The organism is Candidatus Nitrotoga sp. M5 (assembly GCF_927904885.1).
Taxonomy (GTDB): domain Bacteria; phylum Pseudomonadota; class Gammaproteobacteria; order Burkholderiales; family Gallionellaceae; genus Nitrotoga.
The window spans coordinates 1-18,681 of sequence record NZ_CAKMNW010000064.1 but is presented as its reverse complement, the minus strand read 5'-3'; the positions used below and the strand labels follow the sequence as shown (position 1 = coordinate 18,681).

16 protein-coding genes are annotated in these 18,681 nt (G+C 46.0%); 10 read left to right on the top strand and 6 right to left on the bottom strand.

The annotated features are described in order from the left end of the window. From MJ770_RS11690 to fur, 8 genes are all read left to right on the top strand, one after another. A complete protein-coding gene (locus MJ770_RS11690; protein ID WP_239254384.1) occupies positions 1-642 on the top strand; it encodes a CerR family C-terminal domain-containing protein in 642 nt (213 codons plus the stop codon). A gap of 106 nt (positions 643-748) precedes the next feature. Further along, on the top strand, positions 749-1,906 hold the full coding sequence (locus MJ770_RS11685; RefSeq protein WP_239254383.1) for an efflux RND transporter periplasmic adaptor subunit: 1,158 nt from the start codon (positions 749-751) through the stop codon (positions 1,904-1,906). A gap of 1 nt (position 1,907) precedes the next feature. After that, complete coding sequence (locus tag MJ770_RS11680; RefSeq protein ID WP_239254382.1) at positions 1,908-5,033, top strand: efflux RND transporter permease subunit; 3,126 nt, start codon at positions 1,908-1,910, stop codon at positions 5,031-5,033. Between the two features lie 27 nt (positions 5,034-5,060). Then, complete coding sequence (locus MJ770_RS11675; protein ID WP_239254381.1) at positions 5,061-6,542, top strand: efflux transporter outer membrane subunit; 1,482 nt, start codon at positions 5,061-5,063, stop codon at positions 6,540-6,542. Positions 6,543-6,941: 399 nt separating this feature from the next. Continuing rightward, positions 6,942-7,733 carry an energy transducer TonB gene (locus MJ770_RS11670; protein ID WP_239254380.1) on the top strand — a complete coding sequence of 264 codons (792 nt, stop codon included), beginning with the start codon at positions 6,942-6,944 and terminating at the stop codon, positions 7,731-7,733. Between the two features lie 13 nt (positions 7,734-7,746). After that, a complete protein-coding gene (locus MJ770_RS11665; protein ID WP_239254379.1) occupies positions 7,747-8,475 on the top strand; it encodes a MotA/TolQ/ExbB proton channel family protein in 729 nt (242 codons plus the stop codon). Then, positions 8,475-8,891, top strand: coding sequence for an ExbD/TolR family protein (locus MJ770_RS11660; RefSeq protein WP_239254377.1), 417 nt, complete (start codon positions 8,475-8,477; stop codon positions 8,889-8,891). Before MJ770_RS11665 ends, MJ770_RS11660 begins: the two co-directional genes overlap by 1 nt. 238 nt (positions 8,892-9,129) lie before the next feature. Further along, on the top strand, positions 9,130-9,555 hold the full coding sequence (fur, locus tag MJ770_RS11655; protein ID WP_239254375.1) for a ferric iron uptake transcriptional regulator: 426 nt from the start codon (positions 9,130-9,132) through the stop codon (positions 9,553-9,555). 286 nt (positions 9,556-9,841) lie between these two features. Here fur and MJ770_RS11650 read toward each other — a convergent pair whose 3' ends face one another. The 4 genes from MJ770_RS11650 to MJ770_RS11635 all read right to left on the bottom strand — a co-directional run bounded on the left by MJ770_RS11650 (position 9,842) and on the right by MJ770_RS11635 (position 14,212). Then, positions 9,842-10,924 carry an ABC transporter ATP-binding protein gene (locus MJ770_RS11650; RefSeq protein ID WP_239254365.1) on the bottom strand — a complete coding sequence of 361 codons (1,083 nt, stop codon included), beginning with the start codon at positions 10,922-10,924 and terminating at the stop codon, positions 9,842-9,844. Between the two features lie 161 nt (positions 10,925-11,085). Continuing rightward, a complete protein-coding gene (locus MJ770_RS11645) occupies positions 11,086-12,732 on the bottom strand; it encodes an ABC transporter permease (RefSeq protein WP_445083157.1) in 1,647 nt (548 codons plus the stop codon). 8 nt (positions 12,733-12,740) lie between these two features. Further along, entirely contained in the window at positions 12,741-13,712 is a 972-nt protein-coding gene (locus MJ770_RS11640; protein WP_239254475.1) for an extracellular solute-binding protein, read from the bottom strand. Between the two features lie 260 nt (positions 13,713-13,972). Beyond that, positions 13,973-14,212, bottom strand: a complete 240-nt coding sequence (locus MJ770_RS11635) for a hypothetical protein (protein ID WP_239254363.1) — start codon at positions 14,210-14,212, stop codon at positions 13,973-13,975. 312 nt (positions 14,213-14,524) lie between these two features. On the opposite strand from MJ770_RS11635, the gene MJ770_RS11630 reads away from it, so the two are divergent. Further along, entirely contained in the window at positions 14,525-15,292 is a 768-nt protein-coding gene (locus tag MJ770_RS11630; protein ID WP_239254361.1) for a class I SAM-dependent methyltransferase, read from the top strand. A gap of 21 nt (positions 15,293-15,313) precedes the next feature. Next, a complete protein-coding gene (locus MJ770_RS11625; RefSeq protein ID WP_239254359.1) occupies positions 15,314-16,096 on the top strand; it encodes a class I SAM-dependent methyltransferase in 783 nt (260 codons plus the stop codon). A 454-nt stretch (positions 16,097-16,550) separates the two neighbouring features. On the opposite strand, the gene MJ770_RS11620 is transcribed toward MJ770_RS11625, so the two are convergent. Beyond that, complete coding sequence (locus MJ770_RS11620; protein WP_239254357.1) at positions 16,551-16,997, bottom strand: RrF2 family transcriptional regulator; 447 nt, start codon at positions 16,995-16,997, stop codon at positions 16,551-16,553. Between the two features lie 900 nt (positions 16,998-17,897). Continuing rightward, positions 17,898-18,353 (bottom strand): tetratricopeptide repeat protein, encoded by a 456-nt coding sequence (locus tag MJ770_RS11615; RefSeq protein ID WP_239254355.1) that lies wholly within the window; start codon positions 18,351-18,353, stop codon positions 17,898-17,900. Positions 18,354-18,681: the final 328 nt, after the last annotated feature.

Here is an 18,681-nt window from a genome sequence, read left to right as displayed (position 1 = left end):
ATGACTACTGAAGCAAAAATTAGTTTAAGTGAACAAACACGCGAACGCTTGCTTGCGACTGCACGCACAGTTTTTTCTGAAAACGGCTTTAAAAAAAGTACAGTGCGCGAAATTTGCCGCCGTGCAGAAGTAAATATTGCAGCAGTAAATTACTATTTCAGCAGCAAAGAAGCCTTGTTCACTGCCACCTTGGATTTTGAACGGCTACTGACATTGTGCAATGAAACCAACCAAGGTTCAATTTGTGCCCAAGACCGGTTACTTGGTTTCATCCACGATTTTTTGATGAGGCTGCTGGATGAAAAGGAATTCTCTGTGCAGTGTCAGCTCATGGCGCGCGAACTGGCGGAGCCAACGCCAGTACTAAGCAAGATCGTACAGGAAGCTATTGCACCGATACATCTGTTTGTCGCTAAGCTGGTGTGCGAAATCGTGGATAAAAAAATTAGTGAAGCAGACGCGCGCCGCTGTGTGTTCAGTATCATAGGCCAGTGCGTATATTACAGTCACGCGCAACCAGTCATTCAACAACTGCATCCAAAATTGCGCTATAACCGCATAGAAATCAAAGCCATCGCGAAACATATAGGGGAGTTTTCACTTGCTGGTTTAAAACAGATTTCTCAAAACCAATGTCCGTAATTACCTGCGTTTAACCAATTAGAAACTATTTTTAATATGTTTCGCAAAATGGTAGTTTTTCGCATGACATAGCCAAGTTGTGACAAATGATTTACTGGAGATATAGATGAAACAAGACGCTTTCTTGTCAGTTTGCAAAGCAGCTTGCGCAGCCATCATTTTACCAATACTACTTTCGGGTTGCGGTTCTGGTGACAGTCAAAAAAAACCGGCGATAGATACACCCCCTCCACCTCCCGAAGTCGACGTAATCACCGTTACTCCAAGCTCAGTTGTACTCACTCAAGACTTGCCTGGTCGTCTTCAGGCATATCGTACAGCTCAAGTACGGGCCAGAGTAGAAGGTGTGGTTGAAAAACGGAAATTCATTGAAGGTAGTAACGTTAAAGAGGGAGATTCGCTGTATCAAATTTTTTCTCGCAACTACCAGACAGCTTACGATGCTTCCAAAGCAGACGTGGCTGTAGCTCGTCAAACACTAGCGCGCAATAAATATCTTTTAGACGCAAAAGCAGTTAGTCGGCAAGAATATGAATTGGCAGAAGCGAAGCTCAAACAGGCCGAAGCGATCTTATCAAAAGCAAGGGAAGATTTGGACAATACTCGCGTACCCGCGCCTATTTCGGGTCGCATAGGACGTTCTCAAATTACCGAAGGGGCGCTTGTGGGCCGTAATGACGCTACACTGCTTGCGACTATCGAGCAGGTCCACCCTCTTTATGTAAACTTCACACAATCGGGTGCCGACACTCTCCGTCTTCAACGGGCCATTAAGGCTGGAGAATTAACGCGAGCTGAGACAGCTGCAATTGAGCTGGTGCTTGAAGACGGAAGTATTTACCCTCAGTCGGGCAAATTTCTTTTCTCAGATTTGGCCGTTGATCCCAGTACAAATAGCGTTTCCCTCCGAGCAGCGTTTCCAAATCCTAAACAAGAGCTGCTACCCGGGATGTTTGTTCGCATTCGATTCCCCGAGGCAAATATAGACAACGCAATCAGAATACCTCAACGTGCGCTGCTATCGGATACACAAGGGCAGTTTGTGATGATTGTAGATTCACAGAGCAAGGTGGGAATCCAACGAGTTACGACTGGCAGTATGGCGAATGGGGATTTCATCATCACCGAGGGATTAGAAGGTGGCGAACAGGTAATTGTCAATGGCTTGCAAAAAGTGAAGCCGGGCAAAGTTGTGAAGCCCGTCCCCTTAAATCAAGCTGAAAATACACCAGTGGCAATAACCCACGGAAAGAATAGAGGCTAACGTGTTAGCTAATTTTTTTATAGACCGTCCAATCTTTGCCTGGGTCATCGCCTTAGTAATCTTCCTTTGCGGAGGGCTCGCGCTAAGCAATTTGCCAGTCACCTCTTATCCGGCTGTAGCGCCCCCCGCTCTGGCTATTACGCTTAGTTACCCTGGTGCCTCCGCCCAAGTAGTTGAGGAAACTGCCGTTACCTTGATTGAGCAGGAGATGAACGGCATCGAACACTTACTCTACATGAGTTCGTCGTCCGAACTTGGCCGCGGCACCATCACACTAACCTTTGAAGCTGGCTCTAATCTGGACATTGCGTCGGTCGAAACCCAAAACCGCATCAAGCGTGCCGAAGCGCGTTTACCAGAAGACGTGCGCCGCTTGGGGGTAACTGTGGCGAAATCAGCACGGAATTACTTGATGATCGTCTCACTTATTTCGCCGGACAAAAGCCGCGATAACATTGCGCTTGGCAGTTATATAGCTGCTAACCTACTAGAAAGCATCCGTCGTGTGCCTGGGGTAGGCGAAGGAATACTTTTTGGCACCGAATATTCAATGCGAATATGGCTTCAGCCAGAGCGACTTCATGCATTCAATTTAACCCCAGGCGATGTGTCAAGCGCTGTACGAGCACAGAACGTTCAACTTGCTATGGGTGAGCTTGGGCAAATGCCAGCAATGGACGGCCAGCAATTGAATGCAGTCATCGTTACCCAAGGCAGACTGTCAACCCCTGATGAGTTTGGCGACATCATTGTGCGCGCCAACCCGGATGGCTCCACAGTACGCATTAAAGACATTGCATCGGTAGAATTAGGCGCACAAGATTACTCCGTGTCCGCTCGCCTTGATGGCCAACCATCTTCAGCTATAGCTATTCGCTTATCTCCTGGTGCCAATGCCCTGGATACGGCTAAAGCTGTCAAAGCCAAGATGGCTGAGCTAGCTAAATTTTTTCCTGAAGGAATCGATTGGGTTGTGCCTTATGACACCTCTCCTTTTGTTGAAATATCCATCCAGGAAGTTCTGAAAACGTTGGCAGAAGCGATGGTACTTGTTTTTTTGGTTATGTACCTGTTCCTGGGAAGCCTTCGCGCCACTATCATTCCCACTATCGTTGTACCAATTGCTCTCATCGGAGCCACCGTAGGGCTATACATTCTAGGTTACTCAATCAACACTTTAACGTTATTTGCCATGGTATTGGCCATCGGTATGGTGGTGGATGATGCCATTGTAGTAGTGGAAAATGTCGAGCGCATCATGACTGAAGAAGGACTGCAGCCACGCGAAGCCACGCGCAAGGCGATGGGACAGATTATTAATGCCGTTATTGCCATCACTTTGGTGCTAATTGCAGTATTTATTCCTATGGCTTTTTTTAGTGGTTCTGTCGGTGCCATCTACCGTCAATTCTCAGTCACGCTAATTCTGACTATTGCCTTTTCACTCTTAATGGCGTTAACGTTAACACCAGCACTGTGCGCCACGTTGCTGAAACACACACCGGCGCATGAAAAAAAGCCTCGCAAGGGATTTTTTGGCTGGTTTAATCGTTTTTTTAGCAATACGACTCAACGCTACAAATCTGGTGTGGGACACGTATTGAAAAAAACTGGGTTCTATCTGATTATCTATGCGGTCATTCTGGTTACAGTGGGGGCACTGTTTTCACGTTTGCCAACCAGCTTCCTGCCTGAGGAAGATCAAGGTTATTTTGTAAGTGTAATCCAGTTGCCGTCAGGTGCAACTCGTGAACGCACGCTCGAGGTTCTAACTAAAGTAGAGCAGTTTTATCTTAAACAGCCCGAAATTGAGCATGTTATCGGCGTGGCTGGCTTTTCATACTTTGGACGCGGCCAAAATGCTGCTATAGCTTTCGTTCGGCTTAAAAGCTGGGATGCGCGTCCTACACCGGAAAACTCTGCTTCGTCATTAGTCCAACGCGCCAATAAGACATTATTTCGCATCAAACAAGCCATGATTTTTTCCATTAATGTACCTCCCATTCCAGAGTTAGCCGCTGTGGGCGGTTTCGATTTTCGCTTGCAGGATCGTTCAGGTCAAGGACGCGAAAAACTACTTGAAGCGCGCAATATAGCTTTGGACATAGCCAGTCAAAATCCAGCAATAGTCGGTATAAGACCAGAGGGACAAGAAGCAGGGCCGCAATTGCGACTGGATATTGACCGATTAAAAGCACGTGCTTTAGGTATCGATTTGGCTGACTTGAATGAAACGCTGCAATCGGCATTAGGCGTTGCCTATATTAACGATTTTGTGCGTGAAGGACGCATTCTGCGAGTACAGATGCAAGCAGAGCCGAGCTTCGGCTCAACACCAGAAAAAATATTGCGATTGCCAGTACGCAATGCGCAGGGCGCAATGGTGCCCTTGTCCGAGTTTACCTCGCCACGCTGGGATGTCGGGTCACCGAAGTTGGATCGTTACAACGGTCTGCCATCAATGAAAATTTCTGGTGGCCCCGCTCCTGGTCGGAGCAGCGGCGATGCAATAGCAGCGATGGAGGAAATGGCTAGCCAATTACCATCAGGTTTTGGTTTTGAATGGTCTGGCACCTCTTATGAAGAACGGCTATCTGGTAATCAATCCATATTATTATTTGCTCTTTCGTTAATTGCCGTATTTTTGTGCTTGGCCGCGCTTTATGAGAGCTGGTCAATTCCAGTAGCGGTTCTGCTGGTAGTTCCCATCGGCATCCTTGGTGCATTGCTAGCTATAACGTTGCGAGGCATGCCAAATGATGTTTATTTCAAGGTAGGTCTGATAGTTATCATTGGCCTTTCGGCCAAAAATGCAATCTTGATTATTGAGTTTGCGCGTGACCTGCAGGAACGTGGCTTTGGTCTGTTTGATGCTACGCTGGAAGCTTGCCGGTTAAGATTCCGTCCCATCTTAATGACATCAATCGCATTTATTTTAGGCGTACTGCCCTTGGCTATTTCTTCAGGCGCAGGGGCAAATGGTCGCCAAGCCATTGGCACTAGTGTCATGGGAGGAATGATAGCGGCAACAGTTTTGGCAGTATTTTTGGTACCAGTATTTTTTGTGGTCATACGTCGCATTTTTCCCGGTCATCCACGCCGGTATTTGAAGAACAATCAAGCGTAAACCTAAGAATAGCGCAAGCCTATTGATATGAAACATTGCATAATCAACTATTTTTTAAAAGCCAGAACATCACTTGTGCTTCTGTTTAGCAGTACGTTATTAGTGGCTTGCGCCGCTGGCCCAAACTACCAGCGTCCAGAAATTGATTTACCAGATCATTGGAAAACCAAGCCAAGCGTTATTAATCCTGCTACAGAAAAATCGGTCAATGCTGCTGGGGAACGTTGGTGGAGCATATATGCCGATCCAATTCTTGATAAAATTGAAGATGAGGCACTTGCTCATAATGTGGATGCCCAAGTTGCCACCGCACGCATATTAGAAGCTCGTGCCCAACTTGGAATAGCCGAATCAGATCAATATCCGCAACTCAACTTCAATGGCGCTCAATCACGCACCAAAAGAAGTATTAACCCCGGATTTTTCATACCTCCAGTACGTATCCAAAACCTCACGACTCTCACTCTGGACGCCAGCTACGAGCTGGACCTATGGGGCAAATTTCGCCGCGTCAGCGAGGCGTCACGCGCTGATCTGTTTGCGACACAATCTAACAGAGACGCCGTACGCTTATCACTAACGGCACAAGTGGCACAGCAATATTTTTCTTTGTTATCAACTGACGCCCAAGTGTTAGCTATTCGCCAGCTGTTAGCCGGGCGTCAAGAAAGGTTAGCACTAGATAAAAAACGGCTTCAGGTCGGGGTCATTTCTGAATATGAGCTACACCAATCTGAGGCCGATGTTGACGCCGCACAATCGCAACTCATTTCCATCACTCAAGTTCTTGACCAGCAAGAAACGAGTCTTGCACTCTTGCTAGGCCGCTCACCGCGCGACGTAATGAATGGCAAGCTGGAGCGTGGCAGTCCCACCCTTACTAAAATTTGGGTGCCCGATGGGTTACCGGCTGAATTGTTACTGCGTAGACCAGATGTACAAGAAGCAGAACAAAAATTAATAGCAATGAATGCACGTATCGGCGCAGCGCGCGCGCAGTTCTTCCCTTCAATTAGTTTAACCTCCAATCTCGGGAGTCAAAGCATTTCACTCTCTAATTTATTTTCGGGGCCAGCGGGTATTTTTCAGTTTGCCGCAAATATTGGTCAGCCCATTTTCAATGCTGGGCGCATTAAATTTGGCGTAAAGGTAGCGGAATCTCGTCGTGATCAGGCGCTAGCTCAATATAAGCAGGCAGTCGCCAACGCTTTTGCCGATGTGCGCAACGCTTTATTCGCACAGGAATCAGCACGCCAAATACTAACTGCCGAAACCTCCCGAAGCAGGGCGCTGTCGAAAGTTTATAAACAATCGGAATTGCGATACCAAATAGGTATGTCCAGCCGTTTGGAATTATTGGATATCGAACGAAATTACCTACAAGCAGAGCTGACTCGTATCGATGCAGAGCGTGCCCAGCGTTCAGCAGTTGCTGACTTGTTTAAGGCATTGGCTGGAGGGTGGCAGCAACCCTCCGTCAAACCGACACAGCAACCGACATCATCCTGAAATTAATTCAGGTTACCTGAGCTTGAATTTTGCATTTCATTACTCGCAAAACTGCAATGCAATATTTGCAATTTCTTTTAATAAAGATGACAATTACTAATAATTATTCGCATCCCATGAGATTTCGATGCTGACGCGCCACATCCAGCTGATAACGCCTACTGGCAGATGACGCACCGAGCGTTGGTCACTGGCAGGCGAATGTAGTCAACGGGCTTCGTATAACTTTGGCATTTCGCCGTTAGGTTGATGAATCTATGTATATTTTTCTGATCGAAAAACGAATACCGCTAAACCAACTTCTTAGCTTGTCAATACTCATTTATAATGCTTTATTATTTAACATCGGCAATGGTTTTTCAATTCTGCGCAATGGCAATTGCAGCATAAAAACAATACATGAGCGTAATACCATTATTTTCGACACCGAATCTTCCTATGAAGACATGGCCGCAAGTCCAGCGCCTAATATTATTAGTTTTAATAATCTTTCTGCACATTGGTTTTATCTATGCATTGCTAAACGGCTTGCTCTACCAAATTAAGCGAGAATTACCAAAAACAGAACAAGAATTAGTAAAAGAAATATTTGTCAGCTTAATCACAGTTGACGATCCGCCTGAATCACCCCCGCCTGAATCACCCCCGCCTGAATCACCTCCGCCTGAGCCGCCCCCACCGCCTCCTCCTGAGCCGCCTCCTCCTGAGCCGCCTCCTCCTGAGCCGCCTCCTCCTGAGCCGCCTCCGCCTGAGCCGCCTCCGCCGGTAGTTCCGGTTATTGACAAAATTCCGTCAGATCAGGCTATTGAAACGCCACCCGTTTCTCCACAGCCACCTGTTCCACCTAAGCCGGTCGCACCGCCTGCGCCTGCGCCTGCGCCTGCGCCTGCGCCTGCGCCCTCTCGACCCAAGACTATTTCAACTGGCGTGGAATATCTCCAGGCGCCTAGACCGGAATATCCGCCCTTTAGCATACGCAGGGGCGAAGAAGGACGTGTTACGCTGCGCGTGTTAGTGGATGAAAAAGGCCATCCGAAGCAAGTCGAGGTACAAAAAACATCGGGCTCGCCTCGACTCGACGAAGCCGCAAGGAAAGCGGTTCTTCGTGTAATGTTCAAGCCACATATCGAAGGTGGCAGGGCAATCAGCGTTTATGCAATCGTGCCCATTGACTTTAATTTGAATCAATAAAGAAGGAATCATCATGCAAGCAAATCCTTATGGATTAGAAAGTTTATGGATTGAAGGCGATTTAATCACCAAAGGCGTCGCTGTATTGCTTATCGTCATGTCGATCGCATCATGGTATGTAATTGTCACTAAAGCGTTCCAATTACTAAATTATCGTCGGGCGTCACATGCTGCCGGTACCGACTTCTGGGATACGACCAACTTGGCTGATGGTGTACTTACGCTTGGCACCAACAATCCATTTTCCGATATCGCACATGCAGGTGCGGCTGCTATGCGCCATCATGCTGCGCACAAAGGTCATTTACACGACCAGCTATTACTCAGCGATTGGGTTACCCTGTCATTACGGCAAGCGATAGATGAAACTTCCGGCAAGCTGCAATCCGGTATGGCGATATTGGCGTCGGTAGGTTCAACCGCACCATTTGTCGGCTTGCTCGGTACTGTGTGGGGCATTTACCACGCTCTGGTTTCGATTGGCACTACAGGACAAGCAAGTATTGACAAGGTTGCTGGACCAGTAGGAGAAGCATTGATCATGACTGCGCTTGGCTTGGCAGTAGCGATCCCGGCCACCTTTGGCTACAACGCTTTAGTCCGTAGTAATAAATCTACTATTGCAAAACTGAATAAATTCGGATTTGATTTACACGCGCTGTTCATCACCGGTGCTCGTTCCTGCATAGTCACCGCTGCCGACGATCAGGGTGGCAAAATTGTCGCCGCTAGGAGTGCATAATGGCAATGGGCTCCCTGTCCGACTCGGACGACGATTTTAATCCAGAGATTAACACCACACCATTAGTCGATGTAATGCTGGTACTGTTAATCATTTTTATCATCACAATTCCGGTGATAAACCATAGCGTAAAAATAGATTTGCCACGTGCGACCAATCAACGCGATGAAGTCAAACCGGATAACATCAATCTGTCAATTGATGCGCAAGGCCTAATGTATTGGAATACCGAACTCATTGATGCAACACAAATGAAAGCCCGTATCGCTGAGGCTTCGAAAAAAATTCCGCTCCCTGCACTGCATATACGTGCGGAACGGTCAACGCAATACGAAAAAATTGTAGAAGTTATGGCTGCCGCACAGACCGGCGGCTTGAGTAAAATCGGATTCATAACTGATCCGAAAAACAAATAACCTGTCGTTAACAAACCACCATATCAGGAGCGAACATACTGCGCTAATACCTAGGCCCGCATAACGTTATAATTGCCTGCCCAAAACCAAACAGGAAAAATTTATTGAACTCAGGCCATCAATAAACAACGACTAAGCGGCCATTTCTGGCATGATGTAGCTATCAATGGCAAAATGCTAATATAACTCTCGACTTTAAAGAACGTAACGCCATCAATAAATTTTAAAGGATAACCTAGTGAGTGCGCCAAACAACCTCAAAACTGTCGGCCTTAAGACCACGCTGCCGCGCGTAAAAATTCTCAATCTGTTCGAAAATGCCGAAGTACGGCACTTAAGCGCCGAAGATGTTTATAAAATGCTTATCGGAGAGGGGCTCGATGTCGGTCTAGCAACAGTATATCGTGTACTTACTCAATTCGAGCAAGCGGGACTACTTATCCGCCATCACTTCGAAACTGGCAAATCGGTATTCGAGCTTAATAAAGGTGGACACCATGACCATTTAATATGCCTACAATGTGGTCGAGTTGAAGAATTCCACGACCCCGCAATCGAAAAACGCCAAATAAAAATTGCCGATGAACTTGGTTTCACGATCCGTGATCATGCGCTTTATCTTTATGCTGACTGCTCTAAAGTCAATTGTCCACACAAAACATAAACGCAACTTAGGATCGAAGGAGATATTTGTTGGCTTAAAAGAAGCATTGAATTAAGGGCACCTCTAAAATTTAAATTTTGCGAGCAGCCGCTTTGCAGTTTGCCTGCTTACCCCGTATCGTCACAATTAGGCGTTACTCGAACAGGTTATCGCTTAAATATAAACTAAATGCCGCTTTCAAATTTTTTACGCGTACATAAATTTTGCTTAGAAAATTGAATTATTAGAGGTGTCCTTAAAGTGTGACTTAACTCGGTACTCACCTAAATGCAAAATTTAGCCCGCTTCATGACCCAGCACTTTTGATAAGTGGAAAAGCCACAACATGGTCCACCTCCAAACGAATTCCGATCCACTCACCGATGGCATGGTTGTGGTGACTTGGCACTAAGGAAAGCACGCGGTTACCGCTTGGCAGGCGCAAAGTATAAAGAATATCCGCACCGCGAAACGCCTTATGCTCAACTTGGGCAAGCAGAGGACTCGCATCGTCATGGATAATATCGTCAGGGCGTAACAACACCTCCACCTCGCCCCCATTATTGCTGACTTCATTAAGGCCTTCTGAAGAGCAAGCACCCGAAACCTCACCATGCAGTGTACCCAGCTCGATTTCGACTTGGTCCGCGTTAAGCATTTTTCCCGGCAGCAAAACGCCTTGACCAACAAAATCGGCAACGAAGCGGCTCTCAGGCAGATGGTACAAATTGTATGCTTTGTCCCACTGCTGGATCTCGCCATCATGCATTACCCCTATCATGTCGCTCATGGCAAATGCTTCATGCTGATCGTGAGTGACGATAATAGCGGTAGCACCCTGCTGCTTCAGTATATCCCGCACCTCTAGCGAAAGTCGTTCGCGCAGCTCAACATCCAGATTGGAAAATGGCTCGTCCATCAACAATAGGTTCGGACAAGGCGCTAACGCTCGAGCCAATGCCACACGCTGCTGCTGACCACCGGAAAGTTCATGCGGATAAGCTTGACCACTCCCCTCCAAACCAACTGTTTGTAACAACTCTTCGACACGCTTATTGCGTTCAACACTGGATAACCCATGCAAGCCAAAGCCTACGTTGGCGGCTACATTTAAATGCGGGAACAGAGCATAGTCCTGAAACACCATGCCGATACGACGCTTTTCAGCAGGCACAATAAAACCAGGTGCACTCACTCGCTCGCCGTTTAGCACGATCTCACCACCGGTAATAGGTTCAAATCCAGCGATAGCGCGGAGCACGGTGGTCTTGCCGCAGCCTGAAGGTCCAAGCAGACAACCAATGTCGCCAGTGTTCAGCGCAAAGGAGAGGTCGCAAAGCACTTTGCGTGCAGCGTAGGACTGGCTGACATGTTTAAGTTCAAGTAACATAATTAGTAAATTTCAGTTTCGCTTTGTATTCATTCAACCAGATAGTCGTAAATTCAGAGACCTCTCTCAGAGATCCGAAATAGTAAAAGTTTCTTTAACATTTGTTAAAAAATGGTTGCCCTACCCTGACTTCGTTCAAATTTCACTCTGACACGCTAGAGCTATTTTGAACGATATTTAGTCAATAAAAGTACTGGCACCAATCCAGCTAGTACCAGCGCTACAGCGGGCAATGCAGCGCGGTTCCACTCGCCAGCAGCGGTCATCTCGAACACTCTTACTGCCAGAGTATCCCATCCAAACGGTCGCGTCATCAGAGTGATCGGCATTTCCTTCATCACGTCTACAAATACCAGCGCCGCAGCCGTTAAAAGGCTGCCGCTCAGCATCGGAATATGCACTCGGGCGATCAAGTTGATACCAGACACACCCAAGCTGCGCGCAGCTTCATCAACGCTACGAGTAATGCGTTGCATTTGACTTTCTATCGGACTGTGAGCTACCGCCAAAAAGCGGATTAGATATGCCAGAAGCATTACCACCAAAGAGCCTTGCAACAGTGGCGACTGCACCCAACCCACAGCCACTAATCGATTATCCAGCCAGGCTATCGGAATAAAAATGCCCACCGCCAGCACCGCGCCCGGCAGTGCGTAACCAATAGTGGCGATACGTGCTGTTATGCGTAACAGAAAACCAGGATGCTGGCGAGCACTATAGCTCAACAATAATGCAACTGCTCCTACCAGTAGCGCAGCAATAGCGGCTAGCGCCAACGAATGCCAGAAAAAGTCCAGGTAGCGCGCATCTAAATCTTGCTCCACTACTTCTGACGCCCAAAGCAGTAACTGAGTGACAGGTATGATAAATCCGAGCGCCAGCACAATCAGGCAAAAACCGGAAGCCAGCCAAGCCCGAGCTCCAGTGAGCTGGATGCGAGCCTGGACGCTGTGCTTGCCTGTCTGGGTATAGTGCATGCGTTTGCGCGTTTGTTGCTCTGCCAGCAATACCACCAACACGAACACAATCAGCAGTGACGCTAATTGCGAAGCAGCTTGGAGCGAAAACAGCGAGAACCACGCCTTATAGATAGCGGTGGTGAAAGTGTCGTAGTTGAAGACCGCCACGGTACCAAAGTCCGCCAAAGTTTCCATCAAGGCCAGCATAACGCCGCCCACGATCCAAGGACGCGCCATTGGCAGGGCTACCCGAAAAAATCCGACAGTGGGCGATAGTCCAAGTGACTGCGCCACCTCCAGCGCATGCTTACCTTGGGTAAGAAACGCGTTTCGGGCAATCAGATAAACATAAGGATAGAGCGCCAATGTCATCACCGCAATGACGCCACCTCTCGATCGAATCGACGGAAATTCAATCGGCCCCCACCATTCTCGCGCCAGAGTTTGTACCGGCCCAGTAAAATCAAGCAAACCGATAGCGACAAATGCCGTTACATAGGCGGGAATCGCCAATGGCAATAATAATGCCCAAGAAAATTGTTTGCGTCCTGGAAACTCACATACTGCCGTGAGCCACGCCAGGGGAACTCCAATTATAGCCACACCCAATCCCACCCCTAATACCAACCAGAAAGTATTAGTTAGCAATTGTGGCAGTTGATATTCCACCAGATGCGCCCAGATTTCCCGTTCCGGCGTTAGCAATGAACTAAGCACTACAACGACGGGAACCAAGGTAAGCATAGCGATCAGAAGTGCTGCTAAAACCCAAGCACTGGGCAAACGGAATTTAAAAGTAAAAGCGCCCGTTCTGGGCGCTTTTGCACTATATACAGGCAATCGTTGCATTTAGCGTCTTACTTATATCTGACACGATCCATTAATTTAACCGCAGTGGCTTGTAATTCACCTGCCTTAACCACGTTAATGGGGTTCTGCTTGAATTCGCCCCATGCCGCAACCTCGGCATCAGTCTTCACTTTTGGATTAACCGGATATTCCATGTTTGCATCTGCTAACAGATTCTGAGCTTTTTCTGAGGACATCCATTCAAGAAATTTAACCGCATCTGCTCGGTGTTTAGCATGACGAGTGACGCCTGCGCCGGAAATATTTACGTGCACCCCACTATCTTTCGTATTCTGATTTGGCCAGAATATCGCAAGCGGGAGCTTGGGTTTCTTCTTCATCAGAGCACCATAGTAATAAGTGTTTACCACCGTCATATCGCACTGGCCAGCGGCTACTGCCTCCATTGCGCGAGTATCGTTGGATAAAGGAGAGGTAGCGAGATTAGCCACCCAAGACTTCACAATCTTCTCAGTTTTAGGCTCTCCATACTCATTAATCATCATTGCCACCAGCGACTGGTTATACACTGCCTTCGAAGTGCGCAAACATAAGCGATCTTTCCACTTGGGATTACCCAAATCTTCATAGGTAGAAAGAGCCGCTGGCTTCACTTTATCCTTGTTGTAAATAATAGTGCGGGCACGCACTGACAAACCGAACCACTGGTTAGCTGGGTCACGCAGATGAGCGGGAACATTATCTAGCAACGTTTTGGATTTTACTGGCTGTAATAACCCCAGATTGCTCGCTTGCCACAGGTTGCCAGCATCTACCGTAATCAGTATATCAGCGGGCGTATTGGCACCCTCAGCTTTCAGTTTTTGTAGCAAGGGACCTTCCTTGTCAGTGAGAAACTTGATAGTGGTGCCGGTTTCCTTGGTATAGGCGTCAAATAGCGGCTTGATAAGCTGCTCGTTACGGGCCGAATAAACTACAATTTCACTGGTAGCGAAAGCAGTCATTGCCACCGACAGCATCGCAGTAGCTGCAAAAATTCCGGAAAGACGACGTAATAACGACTGGTGTTTGTCCATTTTTATAAACTCCAAAGTGTCAGTTAGATGAATTCAATAAAGAGATAGCTATCTAAGTGCTAGTTAACCACAAGTGATAACTATTATCAAATGCGATATACATATATTTCGTTGTTATTTGTCATTCAGGAAAAGCCTTAACTGCCATCCTGTGCTTTAGATTAAAGGATGCACAGCGCACCATTAAAGCGTTTCGTCCACTATCACACGCCCATGTCGGAGACCATCACACTCTTGAATTTTCTGCAGGATGCGTAGATAAATCGGTTTGCACTCAGATAGATGTCGACGTGCCGTATGAAACCGCTGTAAATCATCCCAGTATCGAAAGACTGCCCACCTATTTTGTAACTCATACCAATCAAACTCATCGTGTTGCGTAATAATTCAGCGCGCAAACCCTGCGTTGTCAGTGGAGAAGGCAGGCGCATCATTTTTGACAACTTTATCCACCCAAGCTGTATGTAACGTGACAAGTAGCCAATTAACAAATAATATATTTATTAAGCGCATGCGAACAAAATAGAAGTAGTGGTACTAATTCAAAATACACTTAAGTGCATCGTACGTTAACTTGAAGAAGAATACCTCAAATGCTGTCAAAGAGGTATAAAAGCATTTTTTCTGTCCCCAATAGCATTAAGAAGACGCTAGGGCAATTGAGACTTCTTCATAAATACAATGAACCCGACAATTTAAGTGCCGACTTTTCTAGTTTAAAAAATCAAGTAAGCAATTATAAATAAGGAGCCTTAATGTTAACATCAAAATACTGCATTACGAGAGGCTGGCTTCCGACGATAATCTTCAGCTTAAGTTTGGCGTGGAGCATTAACGGACATGCCTCGCCTCAACGGAATAATTTGCAAGCTGTAACAGAGATTTACCAACAGGCAGTTAACAGCCCAATCCGGACCAATGCAGACAAGCGTACTGATGCAACACGCAAACCAGTTGAATTCCTGCAGTTCGCCCAAGTGCGGCCAGGTATGCAGGTTCTGGATATTGCAGCTGGCAGGGGAAACACTTCACAATTACTCGCACTGGTTGTTGGAAGCAAGGGAACCGTATGGGCACAAGTGGAAAAACAACGGCCAGCACTCGTCAAACGACTGACCGATCATCCCCAGTCGAACATCGTTACGGTAACAAGCTCTTTTGAAGACCCTGTACCCAGTGATATACCCAAGCTAGACTTGATTACCATCATCTTGAACTACCACGATATCGTCTATAAACCTGTTGACCGTTCCAAACTAAATCAGCGACTGTTTGATGCATTGAAATCTGGTGGACACCTCGTTGTAATCGATCACTCAGCAAAACCGAGAAGTGGAATTTCAGCAGCAAAATCGCTACACCGTATTGATGAAAGGGTCGTTGGTGAAGAACTACTGAAAGCAGGTTTCCAACTTGAACAAGAAAGCAAATATCTACACAATCGGTCCGACCCTCGCGATCAAGCATTCTTCAATATGGATATTCCAACAGACAAATTTGCCTTGCGCTTCGTCAAACCTTGATACTTTCAAAATGATTATTTCATGCTTACACAATACTATTTGACTGGCCTATGGGTGCTGCTGCTTACCGCTATCTTTAGCTTGGTATGGGGAGAGTTAGCATGGGGGATAAACGGATACGCCGCGCCAGGATTAAGCAACTCGCAAATTTTATCCGAATTGTACAAACAGGCGGCTACCAGCCCCATTCGAACTAATGAAGATAAGCGTGCTGATGCGACTCGCAAACCAGTTGAGTTCCTACAGTTCGCCCAAGTGCGACCAGGAATGCGGGTACTAGATCTCGCAACGGGCCATGGATACACCACACAACTGCTTGCACTGGTTGTTGGAAGCTCCGGAACGGTATGGGCGCAAGGAGAGCGCCAACGGCCAGCATTCACCAAACGATTGGCCGATCATCCTCAATCGAACATCGTGCCGGTGACACGCCCTTTAGAAGACCCCATACCCGATTATGTACCCAAACTGGATTTGATTACCAACGTCATGAATTATCACAATAGTACCTACCTGTCAGTGGCTCGTCGCTCCAGTATAAACCAGCGCTTATTTAAGGCTTTGAAGTCTGGCGGACACCTCATCGTGATCGACCACTCCGCCAAAAAGGGTGCTGATCTTAAAACGACAAAGTCGCTCCGTCGCATTGACCAAGCTATCGTTTTGGAGGAGCTTCAAAAAACCGGTTTCCGACTTGAACAAGAAAGCAACTTTCTTCGCAATTCGTCTGACCCTCGCAATCGAGCTTATTTCAATATGGACATACCGACCGATAAATTCGCATATCGCTTCGTCAAGCCTTGATGGGTAGGTAAGCGTTTATTGACTTGGATGGCGTGATGATGCACTTTGCACTCAGTATAGTCGAGAGTTAGTTCACGCTGGATGTCAGTTGCGATGTCACGACTTTACCAATTTAATTGTGCGCCCCCGCTGCATCTACAGCGTGACCAACGCTTCTGTTCTTCAACTGCCTGAGATGTTGGGCTATCTTAACAAAGCCTGCTCAGTTGGTTTAACTGAGCCAGAGGCGTAAGGTCATGGCAGCTGACTAACAATGGATGATGAAATTTCATGGCGGTGCACCGCAGGATCTCGCGAGATATCTAAGAAGGCAAAAATGATTAATCGTCACAACCAAAGCATGACGCCAACTGTTTACTGGTCAAAATAGTGGAAGAGCAAGATAGTTACAACAGATAATTGCATCATAGCCTTAAACATAGAATGCTTATGACGGGCGGAATAAAAACTTCGTTTAATGTGCGTTTCTTTTAAGTTCAAGCTGTTTTCTCAAAGTTGATTGATTGATCAATAAATCTTCCAAAGTGTAGCGGTCCAAAGTGTCAAAGAAATTTTTACGCGCCTCTGTCAGCACTGATTTCAGGATGCATGCGGGTAGCAAGGGACAACTTTGATTTTTTGAATTGAAGCATTCTACCAAATCGATATTGTCTTCCATATCGCGCACTACATCTCCGATGTTGATTAACTGCGGTAAGCGCGCCAAGCGCATTCCTCCACCCTTGCCGCGCGTAGTTTGAATATAGCCGCGGTTGGCCAGTTGGTGCACAACTTTCGTTAAATGATTTTGCGCTATACCATAGCTTTCAGCAACATCGCTGATCGTAACCAGCATGCTTTGCTGTGCACCCAAATAAATTAAGGTGCGCAATGAATAATCGGTAAATTGAGTAAATTTCATTAGTAATTATGCTGTAAATATTACACTATAAATTAATTGAATATCGTATTCTAATTAAATTGATGTGTAATACCTAGCAGACTAGTTGGGGTAGAGATTTACTCGCACATATAAAATTATGTGCCTGTAATGTTCGCCAATTTAGCTAGATAGAATTAATTGGATAGATGCTGCTTTGCCGCAAGGTTATTTGAATCCCGACATTTTAAGCAATTGATCAAGTTGCATTTTTTAAAATTCGCTCAAAATATCTAGCATTGCGAAATGCAGCATCATTGTATCAAGGGAACCTTTCAAAACTTATGGTGATGAGCAAAGAAGGCACGAAAAAAAATTTGTGTGCGAAATATAGTTAAGATGCAAGCGATATCTTTTTCGAGTTACACAGTATTGTGCTAAACCATGAGTTTTAGAAGAAACTGAAAGCCGGTTATTAAGAGGGCAACCAACACATCAAATATGACCCGAAGCTGCTGATGGAATCATTAGACAAAATGTGACCTGTCAGCTGCAATCACAAAGCTGAGCGACAATAAGCGCAGGCAACTCTCAGTTGCTTGTCAGAAGCAAGTATGCTTATTTGCTATACTCGTTTATCAACTGGCGGAACGAATCATTGTGAAAAAATCATTGAATAAGATTGATATTTAGCCATCATTTTAAGAGCATCTTCGAAATTTATTACTCCATATCGCTATCTACTAAATTTTTAGGCAATTTGGACAAATAAATTTGCATTCCATTTGAGTGAGTTCTTGTATATCGTTAACGGAAGTAGACCGTACACCCACCTAATAAGCTATTATCGTATAGTCCAACAAGCAACCATCATCTGCCAAACGTTTTACATTTCCATTAATTATGGCAAGTCAGCAATACATGCTAATAGGAGTACCAAGATTAGATTATTTGATTCGCTTTCAACCAAGCCTTTGATAGTCGTACTGCTTCCGCAATTTGACCCTCCGTCATTTGCTCTTCCACAACCTCAAGAAGCTCCCTTCCTTCCTCATCAACAGCAAGCTCTCCGCCCTCCTCATCAACCGCTCGGCCAGCTATACTTAGCCACTTATATGCTTCTATGAGGTTCTGCTCAACACCTTGCCCTTGAGAATACATAATTCCTAAATTAATTTGCGATGGAGTAAATCGTTGCTCTGCAGATTTTCGGAAGAAAGTTACGGCCTTCTGTTCGTTCTTTTTAACGCCGTAACCGTTATTGTGCATATCACCAAGACAGAACTGAGCCTCAGGATCCCCTAGCTTTGCTGCTTTAATAAAACACTTTTCAGCCTTGATATAGTCTTTGTTCAAGAAAAAATTCAGCCCCTCTTGGAAGTCGCTCGATTCACTCATATTTACATTCCCACACAGTTTTATTGTTAACCCGCTCTATTGTTCCTTGCGTGTTTCCATTACTTGATCAGGCACGCCAAATTTACATACAGCTTCTAAGGCAGAGTATTCATTTTAATTGGACCTTCGAAGCTTTTAGCCTGTGCTGATATTACTAATTTTATCGACTGAAATAAAACTTCAATTTTTTATTTCAGTAACATTGTCCAATTTTGTTTGCCCGCAATGTTTATAAAAATGTAAATGTCAATATAAACAAAGCTCTTAACTACTTTGAGCAGAATCGCCGCTACCAACCTGCTCTGGCTGAGCGCCCAGGAATTTGGCG

What these genes read in the sequence shown, in the direction of transcription:
- MJ770_RS11690 (WP_239254384.1), top strand. Translation starts at nt 1, where the DNA reads ATGACTACTGAAGCAAAAATTAGTTTAAGTGAACAAACACGCGAACGC.
- MJ770_RS11685 (WP_239254383.1), top strand. Translation starts at nt 749, where the DNA reads ATGAAACAAGACGCTTTCTTGTCAGTTTGCAAAGCAGCTTGCGCAGCC.
- MJ770_RS11675 (WP_239254381.1), top strand. Translation starts at nt 5,061, where the DNA reads ATGAAACATTGCATAATCAACTATTTTTTAAAAGCCAGAACATCACTT.
- MJ770_RS11670 (WP_239254380.1), top strand. Translation starts at nt 6,942, where the DNA reads ATGAGCGTAATACCATTATTTTCGACACCGAATCTTCCTATGAAGACA.
- MJ770_RS11665 (WP_239254379.1), top strand. Translation starts at nt 7,747, where the DNA reads ATGCAAGCAAATCCTTATGGATTAGAAAGTTTATGGATTGAAGGCGAT.
- MJ770_RS11660 (WP_239254377.1), top strand. Translation starts at nt 8,475, where the DNA reads ATGGCAATGGGCTCCCTGTCCGACTCGGACGACGATTTTAATCCAGAG.
- MJ770_RS11650 (WP_239254365.1), bottom strand. Translation starts at nt 10,924, where the DNA reads ATGTTACTTGAACTTAAACATGTCAGCCAGTCCTACGCTGCACGCAAA.
- MJ770_RS11645 (WP_445083157.1), bottom strand. Translation starts at nt 12,732, where the DNA reads ATGCAACGATTGCCTGTATATAGTGCAAAAGCGCCCAGAACGGGCGCT.
- MJ770_RS11640 (WP_239254475.1), bottom strand. Translation starts at nt 13,712, where the DNA reads ATGCTGTCGGTGGCAATGACTGCTTTCGCTACCAGTGAAATTGTAGTT.
- MJ770_RS11630 (WP_239254361.1), top strand. Translation starts at nt 14,525, where the DNA reads ATGTTAACATCAAAATACTGCATTACGAGAGGCTGGCTTCCGACGATA.
- MJ770_RS11625 (WP_239254359.1), top strand. Translation starts at nt 15,314, where the DNA reads ATGCTTACACAATACTATTTGACTGGCCTATGGGTGCTGCTGCTTACC.
- MJ770_RS11620 (WP_239254357.1), bottom strand. Translation starts at nt 16,997, where the DNA reads ATGAAATTTACTCAATTTACCGATTATTCATTGCGCACCTTAATTTAT.
- MJ770_RS11615 (WP_239254355.1), bottom strand. Translation starts at nt 18,353, where the DNA reads ATGAGTGAATCGAGCGACTTCCAAGAGGGGCTGAATTTTTTCTTGAAC.